Below are 19,357 nucleotides of genomic sequence, written 5' to 3' on the forward strand. Positions count from 1 at the left end.
TCTCTGCTTCCTGCTGGGGCCGGCACGGTCGCTGGTGGGACCGGTCAGTTTATGCAGTGGGTGCGGCTGTCACGACGCGCACGGCCCCGGGTACGGGTCAGCGGCCCTGGTAAGAGGCCGATGCCGTACGGGTGATGCCGAGCTTGCCGTAGAGCCTGCCGCCGGGGCAGTCCGTGTCGAACCCGTCGCGGTGTCCGGCGATGGCGTTGAGTGTGACCTCCGTGCCCTCCGCGTACTTGCCGCTGCCACCGGAGGTGAGTGTGACCTTGCCCCTCGGGTTGACGCCGTACAGTCCGAGCTTCCACGCCGTCAGCCTGGCCACTGCGGTCACGGCGGCCGCCGGCGGATTGGAGGAATTGTACGAGCCGAGGACGGCGATTCCGGTGCTGTTCTTGTTGAAACCGAGAGTGTGGGCGCCTTGCACCGGCTTGGCCACGCCTCCTGCCCGGCCTTCGTAGATGTTTCCGCACTTGTCGACGGCGAAGTTGTAGCCGATGTCGCGCCAGCCGCTGCTCTCGACGTGGTAGCGGTAGATGCTGCGCAGGACGGAGGGCGCTTCCTGGCAGGTGTAGTTGTTGCCGGTGTCGCTGTGGTGCACGAAGGCGGCCTTCACGGAGTTCGTGTAGACGAAGCCCTCCTCGCGCAGGCTCTCGTCCGCGCCCCACCCCCTGCGGGTGACGATGCGAGGGCGGGGCCCGATGTAGGGCTTGGCCGTCACGGCGTCGAACACGAGGTCGCCCGCCGCCGCTGCCTCAGCTTCCGTGTCCAGCTGGTTGAGCGCCGGGATCTCCAGTCCGCCGGCCGGGGCACGCCCTTCGGAGCCCTCGGTGCCGGGGCCCGGGGTGATGGTTCCGCTGTCCGCCGGGTCGTCACCGGGATCGACGAGTTCGAGGCGCATGCCCTCCGGCAGCGGCCGGCCCGCCCGGCGGTGGGCCTGCACCCGCACCTCCACTCCGTCGGACGCGCCGACCCATAGGGGCGCCGTGGTCCCGCGCACCCGGCCCGACTCGCTCTCCGCGGTGCCGGGGTCGGCGGCGTGGTCCTCGTTGTGGGTCTCGACCTCCTGCCAGGCGGACCAGGTACGCGAGCCGATGCCGCGGGTGCGGATCTCGACGGTGCCGTCCAGCGGGACGGAGGCGTCGTCCCAGACGATGCCGACCAGGGAGAACGACTCCACGTCCTGGCGGGGCAGGCCCTGGACCGGAGCCTGGAGCGTGCGGTCGGCCGTTGCCGTGCCGAGCGGCCGCAGCGGCATCGACCGCGTGCTGCCGGGGACGTCCGGTACGTCACTCCTCATGCCGCCGAGGACATCCGGTACGTCACCCCTCATGCCGCCGAGGACGTCCGGTACGTCGCCCGGGGGTGCGGCGAGCGCGCCGGAGGTGAGCGAGAGCGGAAGGACGAGCGCGGCCGCGCACGCCACGGTGATCGAAGATGCCAGGTATCCACGCATGGCAGAAATCCTGGGACGGGTGCACGCAGACCGCCTGCCGGGAAATCGGCCCCGCACCCGGCCGACCGGAGGACCCCGTTCACTGGTACGGCGGTCCCGCCGGGCGCCCCGGCGTACGCTTGCGCGGGTGAACGCCAGCGACCGTACCCCTGCCGACCTGCTGCGATCCGCGCTCGCCGCGGACCCGGCACGCCCCTTGGTCACCTTCTACGACGATGCCACCGGTGAGCGCGTGGAATTGTCCGTCGCGACCTTCGCCAATTGGGTGGCCAAGACCGCCAATCTCCTTCAGGGAGACCTCGCCGCCGAACAGGGCGAACGCCTGGCACTGTTGCTGCCGGCGCACTGGCAGACCGCCGTGTGGCTGCTGGCCTGTTCGTCGGTGGGCGTCGTCGCGGACGTCGGCGGCGATCCGGCCCGCGCGGACCACGTGGTCGCGGGTCCGGGCCAGTTCGACGCCGGTCTCGCGTGCCGGGGCGAGCGGATCGCCCTGTCGCTGGCACCGCTCGGCCGCCGCTTCCCCGTCCCTCCGGCCGGCTACGCCGACTACGCGGTGGAGGTTCCCGGCCAGGGCGACCGGTTCGCCCCGTACGCGCCGGTGGACCCGGGCGAGGCCGCTCTCGCGGTGGCCGGTCTCGAGCTGAGCGGCGCCGAACTCGTCGATCGGGCACGCGCGGACGCGGAGCGCCTCGGGCTCGGCCCGGGCTCCCGGCTGCTGTCGGGTCTGCCGTACGACACCTGGGAGGGACTGTCCGCCGGGCTGTTCGCTCCGCTGGCGGCGGGCGGTTCCGTCGTACTGTGCCGCAATCTCGGCGAGTTGTCCGAGGACGGGCTGGCGAAGCGGATCGAGAGCGAGCGGGTCACGGGCACCGCGGTATGACAAGCCGCTGAGGTCCACTCATGTGGCGCACACCCGGGCCGAGCCCTCCCGGCCCGGGCGTCAACTCCGGTGGATGATCGGCGACAAGCGCGTTTGCCACGCACAACCAAGCGCCGGGTTCAGCTGTCCAGCCGGGTGTCCGGCGGCCCAGCGCGCCGCCGATGCCATGAAGGATGGACGCACACGTGACGGACAAGGCTGGTACGCCCGCCGAACCGGACGGCCCGACCGGGGACGAGGCCGAGCCGTCGGACGCGGCCGCCACGGATGCGGACTCCGGCCCGGACGCGGACTCCGGCCCGGACGCGGCTGCCGTGGCTCCGGAGGGCGTGGACGGCGGGTCCGGGAGCGGTGACGAGGCGGGGGACGCCGATTCCGGGTCCAACCTCAGGCGCCACTGGCTGCGTTGGACCGCGCTCGGCACCTCGGTCGTCGTGCTCGCCGCCGCGGGCGCCGGCTGGTGGCTCTACCGCAAGCTCGACGGCAACATCACCACCGACACCTCGGCCGCGGCGGAGCTGGAGGCGTACGAGAAGGAGCGCCCCACCGCGCTCGTCACCGGCGCGCAGAACATCCTGCTGCTCGGCTCCGACACGCGGGAGGGCGAGGGCAACGACAGGTACGGCAAGGACGCGAACGGCAGCGAGCGCTCCGACACCACGATCCTGCTGCACATCGCCGGGGACCGGCAGAGCGCGACCGCCATGTCCATCCCGCGCGACCTGATGGTCACGATCCCCGGCTGCGGCAAGCCCGACGGCAAACGGACCAGGGAGCAGATCGCGCAGTTCAACTGGGCGTTCCAGTTCGGCGGCGCGGCCTGCACCATCCGTACGGTCGAGCGGTTCACCGGGATCCGTGTCGACCACCACATGGTGATCGACTTCCGCGGCTTCAAGGACATGGTCGACGCGGTGGACGGCGTCGAGGTGTGTCTGACCGAGCCGATCGACGACAAGGCCGCACGACTCGAGCTGCCCGCGGGCCGCCAGACGCTGCGCGGCGAGCAGGCCCTCGGGTTCGTTCGGGCGCGGAAGACACTGGGTAACGGCAGCGACACCGAACGCATGGAGCGCCAGCAGCAGTTCCTGGGCGCCCTGGTCAAGAAGGTGCAGAGCAACGGCGTGCTGCTCAATCCGACCCGGCTCTATCCGGTGCTGGACGCGGCGACCAAGTCCATCACCACGGACGCGGGGCTCGACTCCCTCAAGAACCTTTACGACCTGACTCGGGCACTCCGCAACGTACCGACCGAAAAGGTGCAGTTCCTGACTGTCCCGCGCAAGCCGTACCATCTCGATCCGAACCGGGACGAGCTGATGGAGCCGGAGGCGAGCGAGCTCTTCGAGCGGCTCAGGGAGGACGCCGAGGTCGCGGTCGTGCCGAAGGAGAAGACGGACCGGGAGGAGGGCGACGGCGCAAGCCCCGCCCCGACGCCGACGTTCTCGGGCACCAACGCGGCCGAGGGCATGTGTGAGTAAAGCAATGGCCGAACGGAGACCGGCAGCTCAGGCGAATTGGGCGGAATGGCCCCTTGTAAGGGCCGTGGAATTTGTCACGGCCGTCGCTTGCAGCTGAACTGGGCGGATAGTGTGACGCGATCCGGTGCTTCCGACCCTGTGTCGCGCACTGCTGGATCGAAGGACCGAGCGCCTGCCGGGGGAGGCGCCTCGCGTGGCACCGACGGAGGACTCAAGCAACCGTGGATGCACAAGGCCGTGGACGGGCGGACGAGATCGACCCCGCCGACCAGTGGGTGATGAACCCGCACACCGGCAACTACGAACTGCGACTGGACCAATCCGCACCGCAGTCGACAGCCTCCCCCAGCAGAGTCTCGGGCGCAAGAAGGTCTCGGCGGTCCGCGGAGTCCTCCGAGGCGGCGACCCCGGCGGCCGGCACCGCCACGCGCCGCAGGCCGGCGAACCCGGCCCCCGAGGTCCCCGCGCAGCGCAGCCGCCGCGCCGGTGGCGCCCAGGGCCGCGTACCGCAGCAGCAGGCCGGGCGGCGCAAGCGCAGGCAGGCCGCCTCGGGCAAGAAGAAGGTGCTGCTGTGGACCGGTGGCACCCTCGCGCTGCTGATGGTCGCGACCGCGAGCGCGGGATACCTCTACTACGAGCACCTGAACTCGAACATCACGTCCGTCCCCGACGACAACGCCGGCACCGGCGGCTTCAGCAAGGACCGGGCGATCAACATCCTGCTGATCGGCACGGACAAGCGCACGGGCGAGGGCAACGGAAGCTACGGCGACAAGAACAGTCCCGGCCACGCGGACACCACGTTGCTGCTGCACGTCTCCAAGGACCGCACCAACGCGACGGCGCTGAGCATTCCGCGTGACCTGATCACCGACATCCCCGACTGCCCGACCACGCAGGAGGACGGCTCCAGCAAGGTCATCCCGGGGACACAGGGCACGCGGTTCAACGAGAGCCTCGGCCAGTCGGGCCGAACGCCGAGCTGCACCATGCGTACGGTCACCGAGCTCACCGGCATCAAGATGGACCACTTCATGGTGGCCGACTTCAATGCCGTCAAGACGCTCTCGTCGGCGGTCGGCGGCGTGCCGATCTGCCTCGACAAGGACATCAAGGACGACAAGTCGAAGCTGGACCTGCCAGCGGGCGATCACACCCTCGAGGGCGAGCAGGCGCTCGCCTTCGTCCGCACACGGCACGCGGTGGGCTTCGGCGGCGACCTCGACCGCATCAAGATCCAGCAGCAGTTCCTCAGTTCGCTGATGCGCAAGCTGAAGTCGAACGACACGCTCACGAGCCCGACGAAGCTGGTCAAGCTGGCGGAGGCGGGCACCAAGGCCCTGACCGTCGATTCCCAGATCGACGACATAGGGAAGCTCCGTGACCTCGGTCTGGAGCTCGGTAAATTCGACATGAAGAACCTCACCTTCGCCACGGTGCCCGTCCTGGACAACCCGGCGGAGACGGTCAAGGCGACGGTCGTGCTGGACACGTCCAAGTCGGACGCGCTGTTCTCGATGGTCAGGAACGACGTGTCGCTGACCGAGGTCGAGGAGAAGAAGAAGGCGGCCAAGGACAAGCAGGCCGACCTGCTCAAGGGGCCGAGGGCCGAGGCCTCCGACGTCCGCGTCGACGTCTTCAACGGCGGCGGCCCCACCGGATCCGCGCAGAAGACGCTGGACTGGCTCCAGAACACCGAGGGCGTGCTCAAGTCCACCAACAAGGGCAACGCGCCGGCGGACGTCACCAGGACGACGCTGGAGTACGCGCCGAACCAGGCCGACCAGGCACGCAAGCTCGCGGACCTGATGGGCCTGCCCGCCGCGGCGCTCAAGCCGGGCACGGAGGACGCCCAGGGCCTGGAGGCGATGACGCTGACGCTCGGGCCCGACTTCAGGGGCGCGGGCGTGCCCATCACCGGTCCGGCGAAGGCGCCCAAGGACGCGGTGCAGGCGGACAAGAGGATGTGCGCCAAATGACACCGGTCGGCGGCTCATGGGGAGAGCCTGAACACAGGGGGTTCTAGGGGTGGGAAACAGCAGCGTGCGTGGGGAGGGGACGCGGCGACGCGGACCGCACGCCCGCGATCTGGGCTGGGACGACAGCCTGTACGAAGAGGAGGCGGGGCGCGTCCCGGGCGCCCGTACGGCCCTCGACGACGAGCAGGACCGAGGGGGCGAGCGGGACCGAGGGGGCGAACGGGACACGGCGGCGGAGGGCTCCGGCCCGCACCGCCGCCGGGCGCCCACCCGGCGCGCGAAACGCGGCAGACGCCGCATACTCCGCGGGATCGCGGTGACCGTGTCCGTGGTGGTCCTGGGTACCGCGGGGGCCGGGTACCTGTACTACGAGCACCTCAACAGCAACATCCGCAAGGGCCAACGCACTTCGGGCGATTCCGACGTGAAGAAGTCGGCCCCGAACGCGGCGGGGCAGACCCCGCTGAACGTCCTGCTGATCGGCTCCGACAGCAGGAACTCCACCGAGAACCTCGAACTCGGCGGCTCGAAGAAGAGTGTCGGAGCGCCTCCGCTCGCGGACGTGCAGATGCTGCTGCACGTCTCGGCCGACCGCAAGAACGCCTCGGTGGTCTCCATCCCGCGTGACACCAAGGTCGAGATACCCGCGTGCACCGACTCCAAGACGGGGGAGGAGCACGCCGCCACCAGGGATCTGATCAACGCGACACTCGGACGAGGCGGCCCCGGCTGCACCCTCGCCACCTGGCAGGAGCTCACCGGCGTCTACATCGACCACTGGATGATGGTCGACTTCGCGGGCGTGGTTGACATGGCGGACGCGATCGGCGGCGCCGAGGTCTGCGTCAACCACAACGTGTACGACGGCCCCAAGCCGGGCGTGCCCGGCGGCTCCGGCCTCCGGCTGACCGAGGGCTCGCACGAGATACAGGGCGTCAAGGCCCTCCAGTGGCTGCGCACCCGGCACGCCTTCGAGAGCGACTTCGGCCGCTCCAAGGCCCAGCACATGTACATGAACTCGGTGATCCGCAAGCTCAAGGAGCAGAACGCCTTCACCGACGGCGGTCAGCTCATGGACCTGGCCGAGACGGCCACCAGGTCCCTTCAGGTCTCGGAGGAGATCGGCACGGTCAAGGAGCTGTTCGACCTCGGCATGACGCTCAAGGACGTGCCGACCGACCGGATCGCGATGCTCACCATGCCGCGCGTCCCGGACCCGGACAACCCGAGGAACCATGTGCTGCCCGCCCCGGGCGAGGCCGACCGCCTCTGGGAGATGCTGCGCGACGACGTCCCGGTGGACGGCAAGGCCCCGACGTCGAAGCCGAAGACGCCGGCCGCGCCGAAGGACCCGGCCGCCGACCCTGCCGACATCGGCGTCATGGTCCGCAACGGCACGGGGGCCGACGGGCCGGCCACGCCCCAGCGGGCCAACGCCGTCGCAGTCCTGCTGACGCAACAGGGCTTCACCGGAGCGAAGGCCGACTCGACTCCCGATCCCCAGGAGCGCACGCAGGTGCTGTTCCCGAGCGCCGACCTCCAGGGCGACGCACACGCGGTCGCCAAGGCGCTCGGGGTGCCCACGAGTGCGGTGAAGAGGTCGACGGACGTCTCGGGCGTGACCCTGGTGGTCGGCGCCGACTGGCGGACCGGGGACACCTTCCCCAAGCCCGAACCGGCCGCGGGCCCGCCGAAGAACACCGAGACGGTCATGGGCGACGACAAGAAGGCGTGCATGGACATCTACGCGCCGTACCGCTTCTGAGGCCACGCACCCATACGGACGCCGGTCCGCCCCACTGGGGCGGACCGGCGTCCGGCGTTGTGGTGCGGGCGGGTCAGGCCGCGGCGGTCTTCACCGAGGGGCGTCGGCTCGCGATGACCTTCTTCGCCAGCGAGCGCGGGCTCGTCAGGAAGCCGTACCCCCACGACATGTGCATCGTCGCCAGCGCGAGGGGGATCTGCACCCGGGCCTTCAGGGGCAGTCCCTTGCCGGCGGGGACCGAGCCGGCCGTGATCGCGGCGAGGTAGCCGCCGGGCACGACGAGGGCCCACGGGGTCACGGTGGCGCCCAGGACCAGGCCCGCGGCGACCGCGCACACCGCGGTCGGGGCGGCGAGGTAGCGCAGGTTGATGGAGCCCTGGTGGTAGCGGGCGACGACATGGCGCCAGCGGCCGTAGTCCTTGTACTGCTTGGCGAGCGCCCGCACGGACGGCCGGGGGCGGTACTGCACCCTCAGCTCCGGCGAGAACCAGATCAGCCCGCCCGCCTCGCGGATGCGGAAGTTCAGCTCCCAGTCCTGGGCACGGATGAACTCCTCGTTGTACCCGCCCTGCTGCTCCAGGGCCTCCCGCCGGAAGACACCCAGGTACACCGTCTCGGCCTCGCCCGCCGTGCCGCCGGTGTGGAAGGCGGCGTTGCCCACTCCTATCCGCGACGTCATCGCGGCGGCGACCGCGTCCTCCCAGGCGTTCTCGCCCTCGGCGTGCATGATGCCGCCGACGTTCTGCGCCCCGGTCTCCTCCAGGAGACGGACGGCGGTCGCGATGTAGTTCGGCGAGAGCATGCCGTGGCCGTCGACGCGCACCACGATCGGGTGGCGCGAGGCCCTGATGGCGGCGTTCAGCGCGGCGGGGGTGCGACCGGTCGGGTTCGGCACGGTGTGGACCCGCGGGTCCTCGCGTACGAGTTCGGCGGCGATCTCGTCGGTGCGGTCCGTGGACGGTCCGAGCGCGATCATCACCTCCATCTCGCCGTCGTAGTCCTGCTCGAGGATGTGACGGACCGAGTTGCGCAGGTGCCGCTCCTCGTTGAGGACCGGCATGATCACGGAGACAGCGGGCGTGGCGTTCATCGCCCGCCACGTTACCGCGAACGGGGGACACCCAGGCGCGGCGGCCGGTGTCGCAGATCGTATGGACCTACGGTGCTCAAGATCGCCTGTCGTCGCGGAGGTGTCCCCTTGCCCCCACCGCCCCGCCCCCGCTTGCCCCCACCGCCCCGCCCCCGTCGCCCGGCGCAGATCCCGGCGGGACATGCCAGACGGCGTCCGGCCGCGGCGCCCGTCCGGCACCGGCGGCCGCGCTGGGGTGTGCGGATGGTCACCTCGCTCTCGGTGCTGGTGCTCGGCGTCGGCGGGATCGGGCACGCGGTGGTGACGAACCTCGACACCGGGATCGAGCGGGTCGACCCGTTCCGCGACATGAAGAACCGTCCCGGGGACAGCAACGGCATGAACATCCTGATCGTCGGCACCGACGGCAGGGACAAGATCACGCCCGAGCAGAAGAAGAAGTACCGGCTCGGCGGCGCAGGCTGCCGCTGCACCGACACGATCATGCTGGTGCACATCTCGGAGGACCGGGAGCGCGCCAGTGTGGTGAGCCTGCCGCGGGACAGCTACGCCGAGATCCCCGAGCACACCGACGCCACCACCGGAAAACACCACAAAAAGCACCCGGTGAAGCTGAACGCCGCGTACTCGGAGGGCGGCCCGGCGCTGACGGTGCGCACGGTGGAGCACATGACCAAGGTGAAGATCGACCACTATCTGGAGATCGACTTCACCAGTTTCATGAAGACGGTGGACGCGGTCGGCGGCGTGGAGGTCTGCACGGCCCGCCCGATGAAGGACTCGCACACCGGCCTGGACCTGCCCGTCGGCACGCACAGGCTGAACGGGGGGCAGGCGCTTCAGTACGTGCGCGCCCGCCACATCGACGGGGCGGCGGACCTCGGGCGCATGCAGCGCCAGCAGCGGTTCCTGGCGGCCCTCGTCCACCGGGCGACCAGCAGCGGGGTCGTGCTGAACCCGGTGAAGTTCCGCAGGGTCACGTCGACGATGCTCGGCTCGGTACGGGCCGACAAGGGCTTCGGCCCCGAGCAGATGCTCGCGCTGCGCAGGGCGATGCGGGGCTTCACGCCGGCTTCGTCGGAGTTCACCTCGGTGCCCGTCGGCGACGTGGGCCACCACGTGAAGGGCGTCGGTTCCACGGTGAAGTGGGACGCCGCGAAGTCGAGGAAGCTGTTCCAGCTTTTGCGGGAGGACAAGCCGCTGGCCCCGCACCGCCCCGAGCGCCCCGAGCGTCCGAGCGCGACGCCGGTCGACGTCTCGCCGCAGCAGATCCGGGTGCAGGTCTACAACGGCACCCTGGTGACCGGCCTCGGTGACCGGGTCGACAAGGCCCTGCGCGGCACCGGCTTCCGCACCACCCAGGCCCCGCTCAACACCGGGAAGGGCCAGGTGCGGCGCACCTATGTGACGTACGACCCGCGCTGGGACCGGTCGGCGAAGTCGCTCCGGGCGGCCCTGCCGGGCTCCGAACTGCGGCCCGTGAAGAACCAGGGGCCGACGCTGCGGGTGGTGACGGGCGCCGACTACAAGGGCGTCACGCCGGTACGGGCAGAGGATGCGCACCAGGGCGAGTTCGGCGCGGTCACGGGCGACCAGGTGGTCTGCCCGTAGCGGTGTCCCGCCCGTCAGTCCTCCATGCCCTCCGCTGCCCGCTTCTCCCGCAGCTCCTTGATCGCGCGGCGCCTGGCCAGCCGGTGGGTGCGGCGGATCTGCGCCTCCTGGTAGCGCCGCCGGTCCCGTTCGGTCTCCGGGAGCACCGGCGGCACGGGACGCGGCTTGCCGTCCGCGTCGACCGCGGCGAAGACGAGATAGGCGCTGCCGACCTGGGTCGCGGGCGTCGACTCGTTCCAGCGCTCGGCGAGGACGCGTACGCCGACCTCCATCGATGACCGGCCCGTCCAGTTGACCTGGGCCTTCACGTGGACCAGGTCGCCGACCCTGACCGGCTCCAGGAACACCATCTCGTCCATGGAGGCGGTGACCGCCGGGCCGCCGGAGTGCCGGCCCGCGACGGCGCCCGCGGCGTCGTCCACCAGCTTCATGATCACGCCGCCGTGCACGGTACCGAGGAGATTCGTGTCACTGCCGGTCATGATGTGGCTGAGCGTGGTACGTGACGCCGAAGTGGGCTTACCCGGAATTTCGTCCTCCGGGCGCTGGGCCTGATCTGTCATGCCCTCCACCATATGCCGGGGCCGCATTGCATCAGGTTCGCTACAGCCGTGGTGTGATTCCCCACCCGCCCTGTCGGCGCACCGCGTCCCACCGGCACACTGTTCGGCATGAACGACTGGCCCGAAGGATGGACCGACGACGGCGGCACGGGACGCGGCTACGGGCGCGGCAGCGCCGGTGCGCAGCCCGAAGGTGCGCGCGTGATGCGCCATGTCCAGCGCCCGGCCGCACCTCCGCGCGGCTCGGTGCCCCCGCAGCAGCGCGGCTACGACCAGGGCTATGCCGAGCCCGGGTACGACAGCGGCTACAACACGGGCCAGGTCTACGGCGCCCCCGGCGGGGGCGGCCGGGGCATCCCGCCGCAGGGCGGCCCCTACCGGCAGCCCGGACCGGCCCCGGACTGGCGTCGCCGGTTCAAGGTCGGCTCCGTCGTGGTGCTGGTGGCGGTGCTCGGCACGGCGATCGGCACCTACTTCTGGGCCGACTCCAAGGTGCGACGCGAGGTCGACCTCGCCAAGGTCATCGAGCGGCCGCAGGAGGGCGACTGCACGACGTACCTGATCGTCGGCTCGGACAGCCGTGAGGGCATGACGGCCGAGGAGAAGAAGAAGCTGCACACCGGCTCCGCCGAGGGCAAGCGCACGGACTCGATGATGATCCTCGCGGCCTGCGGCAGCGGGAACACGATGGTGTCCCTGCCGCGCGACTCGGACGTGGAGATACCCACCTTCGTGGGCTCGGAGTCCGGCAAGACGTTCCAGGGCACGGGCCGGCGGGTGAAGCTGAACGCCGCGTACGCGGAGGACGGCCCCGAACTGCTGGTGCGCACGGTCGAGCACAACACCGGTCTGCGCATCGACCACTACGCGGAGATCGGCTTCGCGGGCTTCGCGAACATCGTGGACGCGCTCGGCGGTGTCGAGATGAACATCGAGAAGGGCTTCACGGACAAGAAGTCCGGCGCCGACTTCCAGGCGGGCAAGCAGACTCTCGACGGCGAGCAGGCCCTGGCGTACGTCCGTACGCGGTACGCCTTCGCGGAGTCGGACCTGGCGCGCACCAAGAACCAGCAGAAGTTCCTGTCGGCGATGGCGAACCAGGCGGCGACGCCGGGCACGATCCTCAACCCGTTCAAGCTGTACCCGACGATGGGCGCCGGCCTGGACACCCTGATCGTGGACAAGGACATGTCCCTGTTCGACCTGGGCGAGATGTTCTTCGCGATGAAGGGCATCACCGACGGCAGCGGTACGTCGTTGAACATGCCGACGTCGGGCAGCCGCGGCGGGAACCTCGTCTGGGACAAGACCAAGGTGCGGCAGCTGGTGCAGCAGATCCAGAACGACGAGAAGGTCACCGTGTCCGACAAGTGACGTCTCACACGCAAGGGCCCGCCGCATGCGAGTGCGGCGGGCCCTTGCGTGCGCCCTCAGCCCCCGAAAGGGTTGACGTGGCCCGGCAGTTGCTGGCCCGGTCGCAGGAAGCGGTCCGTGCCGTGCGCGTCGCGTACGGCGGTGAACCCTGCGGCTGTCAGGCGCTGCGCGATCCGCTGCCGGCGGACCTCGCCGACCTTGAACGCGCCGAGGAGGAACGCGGCCAGCGCCGCGCCGCCCACCAGCGCGCCCACGTACATCTGCGCCAGCAGCAGGACCACGACCAGCACGCCGCACATGCCCCAGGCGACCGCCTTCTGGCCGGCGTCCGCCGCCTTGGCCATGACGTCGTAGCCGATGCGGTCCTTGATGCGGTCGACGGCCTCCTCGGCCTCGGCCGTCGGCTTCAGCGTCCCCGGCTGCAGGCCGGGCGCCGCGCCGCCCCTGCCGGCCTCCGGGAAGGCGGCGATGGTCGCGGCCTCGCGGGCACGGGCCTCGGGCCGCGGGTCCCGGTACATGTACACCGCGAGGACCTGCTTCCGAGGGCCCTCGCGGCGGGCCTCGCCGTACTCGAAGCCGTACTGCTCGGCGACGTACGCCTGAGCCGCGGCCCGCCTGGCGATCGCCATCTCCTGCCGCAGGACGACGACGTCCTGCGTGGCGATCTGCCGCAGCAGCGACGCGATCCGTCTGTCGGAAGCGCCCATTTTCTTCTCCCGCCCCATGTGTGCCGATGACGCGCCGCCCGATGGCGGCAGCGCAGCCTAACCGCATCGAAACGGATCATTCCGCTTACCCCGTCTCAGAGGGGCGCTCCGGCGACCACGGGCCTGTGGGCGCCGGGCGTCCGCCGATGGCGACGCGTCGCCGATGAGTTCCGGCGGTTCGCGTCGTCTACTGGGACGACAGGACACAGAGGACTCGCGTGGAGGCCGGCATGAGGAAGATCATCGCGCAGCTGTTCATCTCGCTCGACGGTGTCGTCGAGGCACCCGACCAGTGGCACTTCCCCTATTTCAACGACGAGATGGGGGTCGCCGTCGACTCGGTCCTCGGCAGGGCCGACACCCTGATCCTGGGGCGCAGGACCTATGACAGCTTCGCCGGCGCCTGGCCCGAGCGGGAGGCGGCCGGCGGGGAGGACGCTCCCTTCGCCAAGATCCTCGGCGACGCCCGGAAGATCGTCGTATCGCGACAGCAGCTGGAGTTCACCTGGCGGAACTCCGAGTTGATCAAGGGTGACCTCGTCGAGGCGGTCACGGCGCTGAAGAAGGAGCCGGGCGACAGCGCCATCGCGATGAGCGGTTCCGTCTCCGTCGTCCGGCAGTTGCTGGCCGCGGGGCTGCTGGACCAGCTGCAGTTGCTCGTGCACCCGATCGCCGTCCGCAAGGGCATGCGCCTGTTCGACGAGGGCGACGCTCCGATCCCGCTGAAGCTGCTCTCCTCCGAGACCTTCGAGACGGGGGTGCTGCACCTCTTCTACGCCCCCGCCGAGCAGGCGGGCGAGGGGACGTACGAGGACGCGAAGGCGCACCTCCCACAGGACGAGCGGTAGGACCGGACATGCCGACGGCCCCCGGCGCGCTGCCGGGGGCCGTCGTGCCGGTCACTACGGCAGGTTGCGCGCCATGACGATGCGCTGGACCTGGTTCGTGCCCTCGTAGATCTGCGTGATCTTGGCGTCGCGCATCATCCGCTCGACGGGGTAGTCACGGGTGTAGCCGTAGCCGCCGAGCAGCTGGACCGCGTCCGTGGTGACCTCCATCGCCACGTCGGAGGCGAAGCACTTAGCCGCCGCGCCCTGGAAGGTCAGATCGGCGTCGCCGCGCTCGGACTTGGCGGCGGCCGCGTAGGTCAGCTGACGGGCGGCCTCGATCTTCATCGCCATGTCCGCGAGCATGAACTGGATGCCCTGGAAGTCCGCGATCGGCTTGCCGAACTGCTTGCGCTCCTTAACGTAGCCCTTGGCGTAGTCGAGCGCGCCCTGCGCGATACCGAGTGCCTGGGCCGCGATCGTGATGCGGGTGTGGTCCAGGGTCTTCATCGCCGTCGCGAAGCCCGTGCCCTCCGCGCCGATCATGCGGTCCGCGGGAATGCGGACGTTGTCGAGGTAGACCTCACGCGTGGGCGAGCCCTTGATGCCGAGCTTCTTCTCCGGCGCACCGAAGGAGACGCCCGGGTCGGACTTCTCGACGACGAAGGCGGAGATGCCCTTGGAGCGCATCGATGGGTCCGTGACGGCCATGACCGTGTAGTACTCGGAGACACCGGCGTTGGTGATCCAGCGCTTCACGCCGTTGAGGACGTAGAAGTCGCCGTCGCGCACGGCCTTGGTCTTCATGCCGGCCGCGTCCGAGCCCGCGTCGGGCTCGGAGAGGCAGTAGGAGAACATCGCGTCGCCCTTGGCGAGCGGGCCCAGGTACTTCTTCTTCAGCTCCTCGGAGCCGGAGAGGATCACGGGGAGCGAGCCCAGCTTGTTCACCGCGGGGATCAGGGACGAGGACGCGCAGACGCGGGCGACCTCCTCGATCACGATGACCGTGGCGAGCGCGTCGGCGCCCGCGCCGCCGTACGTCTCCGGCACGTGCACGGCGTGCAGGTCGGAGGCGACGAGCGCGTCGAGCGCCTCCTGCGGGAAGCGCGCCTCCTCGTCGACGGCGGCCGCGAACGGCTCGATCTTCGCCTCGGCGAGGGAGCGGACCGTTTCGCGGAGCATGTCGTGCTCTTCGGACGGGCGGTACAGATCGAAATCGGCCGATCCTGCCAAGGTCTCTCACTCCCCAAGTGCTAACTACCGTTAAGTAACCCAATTTTAGACGGCGTGGCCGACCGTGGCATACGTGAGTTTGCCGACAACGCTGTAATCCGGTGCCGGCAAGGACTCCGGACACGGCCGATATGCTCGGGCGCGGACCCCGCACGCATCGGCACTGGAGCATCCGCATGGCCCTCAAGATCACGGTGATCGGCACCGGCTACCTCGGCGCCACGCACGCCGCGGCGATGGCGGAGCTGGGATTCGAGGTGCTGGGGCTGGACGTCGTCCCGGAGAAGATCGAGATGCTCGCGACGGGGCGCGTGCCGATGTACGAGCCCGGTCTCGAGGAGCTGCTGCGCAAGCACGTCGCCGGGATCGAGGGCTCGACCGGGCGGCTGCGGTTCACCACGTCGTGGGAGGAGGTCGGCGAGTTCGGCGACGTCCACTTCGTGTGCGTGAACACACCGCAGAAGCACGGCGAGTACGCCTGCGACATGTCCTACGTCGACGCGGCCTTCGCCTCCCTCGCCCCCCGGCTGACCCGCCCCGCCCTGGTCGTCGGCAAGTCCACCGTCCCCGTCGGCAGCGCCGACCGGCTGGCGGCCCTCCTCGACGAGCGGGCCCCGGGCGACGTGGAGCTGGCGTGGAACCCGGAGTTCCTGCGCGAGGGCTTCGCCGTCGACGACACCCTGCACCCCGACCGCATCGTCGTCGGCGTGCGCAGCGAGGCCGCCGAGAAGCTGCTCCGCGAGGTCTACGCGACGCCCGTGGCCGAGGGCTCGCCCTTCGTCGTGACCGACTTCCCCACCGCCGAACTCGTCAAGACCGCCGCCAACTCCTTCCTCGCGACCAAGATCTCCTTCATCAACGCCATGGCCGAGGTCTGCGAGGCCGCCGGCGGTGACGTGGCGAAGCTGGCGGAGGCGATCGGGCACGACGAGCGCATCGGGAAGAAGTTCCTGCGGGCCGGGGTCGGCTTCGGCGGCGGCTGCCTGCCCAAGGACATCCGGGCGTTCATGGCGCGCGCCGGCGAGCTGGGCGCGGACCAGGCCCTGACCTTCCTGCGCGAGGTCGACTCCATCAACATGCGCCGCCGCGGCCACATGGTCGAGCTGGCCCGGGAAGCCGTCGGCGGCTCCTCGTTCCTCGGCAAGCGGGTGGCGGTGCTGGGCGCCACCTTCAAGCCCGACAGCGACGACGTCCGCGACTCCCCCGCCCTCAACGTCGCCGGCCAGATCCACCTCCAGGGCGGCCAGGTCACGGTCTACGACCCCAAGGGCATGGACAACGCCCGCCGCCTCTTCCCCACGCTGGGCTACGCCGACTCGGCGCCGGAGGCGGTACGCGGCGCGGACGTGGTGCTGCACCTGACCGAGTGGCGCGAGTTCCGCGATCTCGACCCGGCGGAACTGGGCAAGCTCGTGACGACCCCGATCATCCTGGACGGCCGCAACGCCCTCGACCCCGACCAGTGGCGCGAGGCCGGCTGGACCTACCGCGCCATGGGCCGCCCGCGGGCCTGATCCGGACCCCCGGGCGGCCCACCCCCCGTCAGTCGGCGCCCGCAGTACGGCGGGCCCGGTAGGTGCGCATCTTGGCGCGGGCGCCGCACACCGCCATGGAGCACCAGCGGCTGCGGGCCGCCGGGCTGCGGTCGTAGTACGCCCACTGGCAGTCGTCGGCCTCGCACGCCTTGAGGCGCATCCATGTACCGTCCGCCGCCCCCGCCGCGACGGCTTCGGCGACCCGCGCGAGCAGAGTCGGCGGGCCCGACGGGCGCAGCGCGGCCTCGCCGGACGGGGACACCGCGACGCGCAGCGGCGCGTCGGCGAGGAGGGCGTCGAGCGCCGTCGACGTCCCGTGGCCCGCATGGGCCAGGCATGCCTCGCGCAGGGCCTCGCGCAGGACACGGGCCCCCGGCACGTCCTGCGGTGTGAGGGCGAATCGCGCCTGTGCCTCCGGCGCGTCGAGGCTGTCCGCACCGCTCTCGATGTCCAGCGTGTTGACCAGGGCCTCGATCAGCGCGAGGCCGCCGGGTGCGGGAGCCCTGTCATTCATGCTTGCGACGTTACCCCCTATGCGGGACCATGCAGTAACCGTTACCGGTTGAATGCACATAGGGGTAACACCGAGGAGGAAGCATGAGCATCGCGAAACTCGGCGCCGTCGTCGTGGACTGTCCCGACCCGGTCGCGCTCGGGCGCTTCTACGCCGAGCTGCTCGGCGGGGAGATCGAGGACGACGGCGAGGGCTGGGTCGACCTGAAGGGTGTGCCGGGCGCACCCCTCGCCTTCCAGCTGTCGCCCGGACACGTGCCGCCGAAGTGGCCGTCGCCCGAGGAGTCGCAGCAGTTCCACCTCGATGTGACCGTCGAGGACATGGACGCGGCGGAGGAGCAGGTCCTCGCGATCGGCGCGACCGTGCTGGACGCAGCGGACCGCAAGCGGAGCTGGCGGGTGTACGCCGACCCGGCCGGTCACCCGTTCTGTCTCTGCGCCTGCTGAGTTCCGCGAGCGGCGCGGCTTTTGCGGCGCCGGTTGCGGGCCTCGACGAGCTGGTCGGCCCGCCGTGCGAGGCGCAGGCCCTCGGGGCGTGGCACGGGAGGACGCGCCGGTCGCGGCGGACGGTGCGTTCGGGGGTGCGCCGCCGAGGAGCGGCGCACCCCCGCCGTCCGTCACACCCCGTCGAGCTGGTCGATCGTCGCGTTGGACGGGCCGCGCAGCTCCTGGAGATCGCGGGCCACGTCCTCGGCGGCGCGCAGCACACGGACCGCGTTCTGCCAGGTCAGCTTGGCCAGGTCGGCGTCCGACCAGCCGCGGCCGAGCAACTCCGCGATCAGGTTGGGGTAGCCCGCCACGTCGTCGAGGCCGGCCGGGGTGAAGGCCGTCCCGTCGAAGTCGCCGCCGATGCCGATGTGGTCGACGCCGGCGACCTCGCGCATGTGGTCGAGATGGTCCGCGACGGTCGCCGCGGTCGCGACCGGCCGCGGGTTCGCGGCCTCGAACGCCTCGTGGATCTTCATGGCCTGCGGCGTGGTGTCCAGATGGTGCAGCCCGTGCGCGCGCATGTTCTCGTCCGCGGCCCGGGTCCACTCGACCGCCGCGGGCAGGATGAACTTCGGGACGAAAGTGGCCATCGCGACGCCGCCGTTGGCGGGCAGCAGGGCCAGCACGTCGTCGGGGATGTTGCGCGGGTGGTCGCAGATCGCACGGGACGAGGAGTGCGAGAAGACCACCGGCGCCACCGAGGTGGCGAGTGCGTCGCGCATCGTCGTCGCGGCGACGTGCGAGAGGTCGACGAGCATGCCGATGCGGTTCATCTCGCGGACGACCTCGTGGCCGAACGGGGACAGGCCGCCCACGGCCGGCTCGTCGGTCGCCGAGTCCGCCCACGCGATGTTGTCGTTGTGCGTGAGCGTCATGTAGCGCACGCCCAGCGCGTACAGGGCGCGCAGTGTGGCGAGCGAGTTGTTGACGGAGTGGCCGCCCTCGGCGCCCATCAGGGACGCGATACGGCCCTCGGCGCGGGCGATCTCCATGTCCTCGGCGCTGAGCGCCCGCACGAGGTCCGCCGGGTAGCGGGTGATCAGCTGGTCGACGATGTCGATCTGCTCCAGCGTGGCGCTGACCGCTGCGTCGCCCGCCATGTCGCTGCGCACGTACACGGACCAGAACTGCGCGCCGACCCCGCCGGCGCGCAGCCGCGGGATGTCGGTGTGCAGGCGGCCCCTCTGGTCACCGGCGATGTCCATCCGGTCCAGGTCGTAGCGCACGTGCTCGCGCAGCGCCCAGGGCAGGTCGTTGTGGCCGTCGGCGACGGGGTGGGCGGCGAGCAGCTCCCGCGCCCGGCGGAGGTGATCCGTGGGGGTGTCCATGGGCTGTTACTTCCCGAAGCCGAAGGACTCCGCACCTCCGACCCTGGAGCGCAGCCGCTTGCCCTTCTCCGTGGCCTGGTCGTTCAGCTCCTGCTGGAACTCACGCATCCGGCCGAGCAGTTCCTCGTCCTGCGTGGCCAGGATGCGGGCGGCCAGCAGGCCCGCGTTGCGTGCGCCGCCGACCGAGACGGTGGCGACGGGGACGCCCGCCGGCATCTGCACGATGGACAGCAGCGAGTCCATGCCGTCGAGGTATTTCAGCGGAACAGGGACACCGATCACGGGCAGCGGGGTGACGGAGGCCAGCATGCCCGGCAGGTGGGCCGCTCCCCCGGCACCCGCGATGATCGCCTTGAGACCCCGGCCGGCGGCTTCCTCGCCGTACGCGATCATCTCGCGCGGCATGCGGTGCGCGGAGACGACGTCGACCTCGTACTCGATCTCGAACTCGTCCAGGGCCTGCGCGGCCAGCTCCATGACGGGCCAGTCGGAGTCGGATCCCATGACAATGCCGACGACGGGGCTCATG

17 protein-coding genes are annotated in these 19,357 nt (G+C 70.7%); 9 read left to right on the forward strand and 8 right to left on the reverse strand.

What is annotated here, in order from left to right; translation table 11 throughout:
* Positions 1-97: 97 nt before the first annotated feature.
* The gene (locus tag HW130_RS26880; RefSeq protein ID WP_177152312.1) at positions 98-1,453 is read right to left on the reverse strand and encodes a peptidoglycan recognition protein; all 1,356 of its coding nucleotides are present in this window, start codon (positions 1,451-1,453) and stop codon (positions 98-100) included.
* 127 nt (positions 1,454-1,580) lie between these two features.
* On the opposite strand from HW130_RS26880, the gene HW130_RS26885 reads away from it, so the two are divergent.
* The 4 genes from HW130_RS26885 to HW130_RS26900 all read left to right on the forward strand — a co-directional run bounded on the left by HW130_RS26885 (position 1,581) and on the right by HW130_RS26900 (position 7,558).
* Positions 1,581-2,333, forward strand: a complete 753-nt coding sequence (locus HW130_RS26885) for a TIGR03089 family protein (RefSeq protein ID WP_177152313.1) — start codon at positions 1,581-1,583, stop codon at positions 2,331-2,333.
* 185 nt (positions 2,334-2,518) lie between these two features.
* Positions 2,519-3,814 (forward strand): LCP family protein, encoded by a 1,296-nt coding sequence (locus tag HW130_RS26890; protein ID WP_309140589.1) that lies wholly within the window; start codon positions 2,519-2,521, stop codon positions 3,812-3,814.
* Positions 3,815-4,035: 221 nt separating this feature from the next.
* Positions 4,036-5,793: an LCP family protein gene (locus HW130_RS26895; RefSeq protein ID WP_177152315.1), complete on the forward strand. Its 1,758-nt coding sequence runs from the start codon at positions 4,036-4,038 to the stop codon at positions 5,791-5,793.
* Between the two features lie 49 nt (positions 5,794-5,842).
* A complete protein-coding gene (locus HW130_RS26900) occupies positions 5,843-7,558 on the forward strand; it encodes an LCP family protein (RefSeq protein WP_309140590.1) in 1,716 nt (571 codons plus the stop codon).
* 73 nt (positions 7,559-7,631) lie between these two features.
* Here the strand turns inward: HW130_RS26900 and HW130_RS26905 are convergent, their stop codons facing one another.
* A complete protein-coding gene (locus tag HW130_RS26905; protein WP_177152316.1) occupies positions 7,632-8,648 on the reverse strand; it encodes a glycosyltransferase family 2 protein in 1,017 nt (338 codons plus the stop codon).
* Between the two features lie 237 nt (positions 8,649-8,885).
* On the opposite strand from HW130_RS26905, the gene HW130_RS26910 reads away from it, so the two are divergent.
* Positions 8,886-10,259 carry an LCP family protein gene (locus HW130_RS26910; RefSeq protein ID WP_177152317.1) on the forward strand — a complete coding sequence of 458 codons (1,374 nt, stop codon included), beginning with the start codon at positions 8,886-8,888 and terminating at the stop codon, positions 10,257-10,259.
* Between the two features lie 14 nt (positions 10,260-10,273).
* Here the strand turns inward: HW130_RS26910 and HW130_RS26915 are convergent, their stop codons facing one another.
* Entirely contained in the window at positions 10,274-10,822 is a 549-nt protein-coding gene (locus HW130_RS26915) for an acyl-CoA thioesterase (RefSeq protein ID WP_177152318.1), read from the reverse strand.
* Between the two features lie 108 nt (positions 10,823-10,930).
* Between HW130_RS26915 and HW130_RS26920 the strand changes: the two genes are divergently transcribed.
* Positions 10,931-12,196 carry an LCP family protein gene (locus HW130_RS26920; protein ID WP_177152319.1) on the forward strand — a complete coding sequence of 422 codons (1,266 nt, stop codon included), beginning with the start codon at positions 10,931-10,933 and terminating at the stop codon, positions 12,194-12,196.
* Between the two features lie 56 nt (positions 12,197-12,252).
* On the opposite strand, the gene HW130_RS26925 is transcribed toward HW130_RS26920, so the two are convergent.
* Positions 12,253-12,903 carry a hypothetical protein gene (locus tag HW130_RS26925; protein WP_177152320.1) on the reverse strand — a complete coding sequence of 217 codons (651 nt, stop codon included), beginning with the start codon at positions 12,901-12,903 and terminating at the stop codon, positions 12,253-12,255.
* Between the two features lie 230 nt (positions 12,904-13,133).
* Here HW130_RS26925 and HW130_RS26930 point away from each other — a divergent pair, with 230 nt between their 5' ends.
* A complete protein-coding gene (locus HW130_RS26930; protein ID WP_177152321.1) occupies positions 13,134-13,751 on the forward strand; it encodes a dihydrofolate reductase family protein in 618 nt (205 codons plus the stop codon).
* 54 nt (positions 13,752-13,805) lie between these two features.
* On the opposite strand, the gene HW130_RS26935 is transcribed toward HW130_RS26930, so the two are convergent.
* Positions 13,806-14,963, reverse strand: coding sequence for an acyl-CoA dehydrogenase (locus tag HW130_RS26935; protein ID WP_177152322.1), 1,158 nt, complete (start codon positions 14,961-14,963; stop codon positions 13,806-13,808).
* Between the two features lie 176 nt (positions 14,964-15,139).
* Between HW130_RS26935 and HW130_RS26940 the strand changes: the two genes are divergently transcribed.
* A complete protein-coding gene (locus HW130_RS26940; RefSeq protein WP_177152323.1) occupies positions 15,140-16,477 on the forward strand; it encodes a UDP-glucose/GDP-mannose dehydrogenase family protein in 1,338 nt (445 codons plus the stop codon).
* A 28-nt stretch (positions 16,478-16,505) separates the two neighbouring features.
* Here HW130_RS26940 and HW130_RS26945 read toward each other — a convergent pair whose 3' ends face one another.
* The gene (locus HW130_RS26945) at positions 16,506-17,012 is read right to left on the reverse strand and encodes a CGNR zinc finger domain-containing protein (RefSeq protein ID WP_177152324.1); all 507 of its coding nucleotides are present in this window, start codon (positions 17,010-17,012) and stop codon (positions 16,506-16,508) included.
* An 83-nt stretch (positions 17,013-17,095) separates the two neighbouring features.
* On the opposite strand from HW130_RS26945, the gene HW130_RS26950 reads away from it, so the two are divergent.
* Positions 17,096-17,458, forward strand: coding sequence for a VOC family protein (locus tag HW130_RS26950; protein WP_177152325.1), 363 nt, complete (start codon positions 17,096-17,098; stop codon positions 17,456-17,458).
* 170 nt (positions 17,459-17,628) lie between these two features.
* On the opposite strand, the gene HW130_RS26955 is transcribed toward HW130_RS26950, so the two are convergent.
* Entirely contained in the window at positions 17,629-18,828 is a 1,200-nt protein-coding gene (locus HW130_RS26955; protein WP_177152326.1) for a dipeptidase, read from the reverse strand.
* Positions 18,829-18,834: 6 nt separating this feature from the next.
* Positions 18,835-19,356 carry a 5-(carboxyamino)imidazole ribonucleotide mutase gene (gene purE / locus HW130_RS26960; protein ID WP_177152397.1) on the reverse strand — a complete coding sequence of 174 codons (522 nt, stop codon included), beginning with the start codon at positions 19,354-19,356 and terminating at the stop codon, positions 18,835-18,837.
* Between the last annotated feature and the right edge of the window lies 1 nt (position 19,357).

This window comes from Streptomyces sp. PKU-EA00015, from assembly GCF_013387495.1.
GTDB lineage: Bacteria > Actinomycetota > Actinomycetes > Streptomycetales > Streptomycetaceae > Streptomyces.

Excerpts from the sequence above, each read along its gene's own strand:
- HW130_RS26880 (WP_177152312.1), bottom strand. The coding sequence starts at position 1,453 with ATGCGTGGATACCTGGCATCTTCGATCACCGTGGCGTGCGCGGCCGCG.
- HW130_RS26905 (WP_177152316.1), bottom strand. The coding sequence starts at position 8,648 with ATGAACGCCACGCCCGCTGTCTCCGTGATCATGCCGGTCCTCAACGAG.
- HW130_RS26915 (WP_177152318.1), bottom strand. The coding sequence starts at position 10,822 with ATGACAGATCAGGCCCAGCGCCCGGAGGACGAAATTCCGGGTAAGCCC.
- HW130_RS26920 (WP_177152319.1), top strand. The coding sequence starts at position 10,931 with ATGAACGACTGGCCCGAAGGATGGACCGACGACGGCGGCACGGGACGC.
- HW130_RS26925 (WP_177152320.1), bottom strand. The coding sequence starts at position 12,903 with ATGGGCGCTTCCGACAGACGGATCGCGTCGCTGCTGCGGCAGATCGCC.
- HW130_RS26930 (WP_177152321.1), top strand. The coding sequence starts at position 13,134 with ATGAGGAAGATCATCGCGCAGCTGTTCATCTCGCTCGACGGTGTCGTC.
- HW130_RS26940 (WP_177152323.1), top strand. The coding sequence starts at position 15,140 with ATGGCCCTCAAGATCACGGTGATCGGCACCGGCTACCTCGGCGCCACG.
- HW130_RS26945 (WP_177152324.1), bottom strand. The coding sequence starts at position 17,012 with ATGAATGACAGGGCTCCCGCACCCGGCGGCCTCGCGCTGATCGAGGCC.
- HW130_RS26950 (WP_177152325.1), top strand. The coding sequence starts at position 17,096 with ATGAGCATCGCGAAACTCGGCGCCGTCGTCGTGGACTGTCCCGACCCG.
- HW130_RS26955 (WP_177152326.1), bottom strand. The coding sequence starts at position 18,828 with ATGGACACCCCCACGGATCACCTCCGCCGGGCGCGGGAGCTGCTCGCC.
- purE (WP_177152397.1), bottom strand. The coding sequence starts at position 19,356 with ATGAGCCCCGTCGTCGGCATTGTCATGGGATCCGACTCCGACTGGCCC.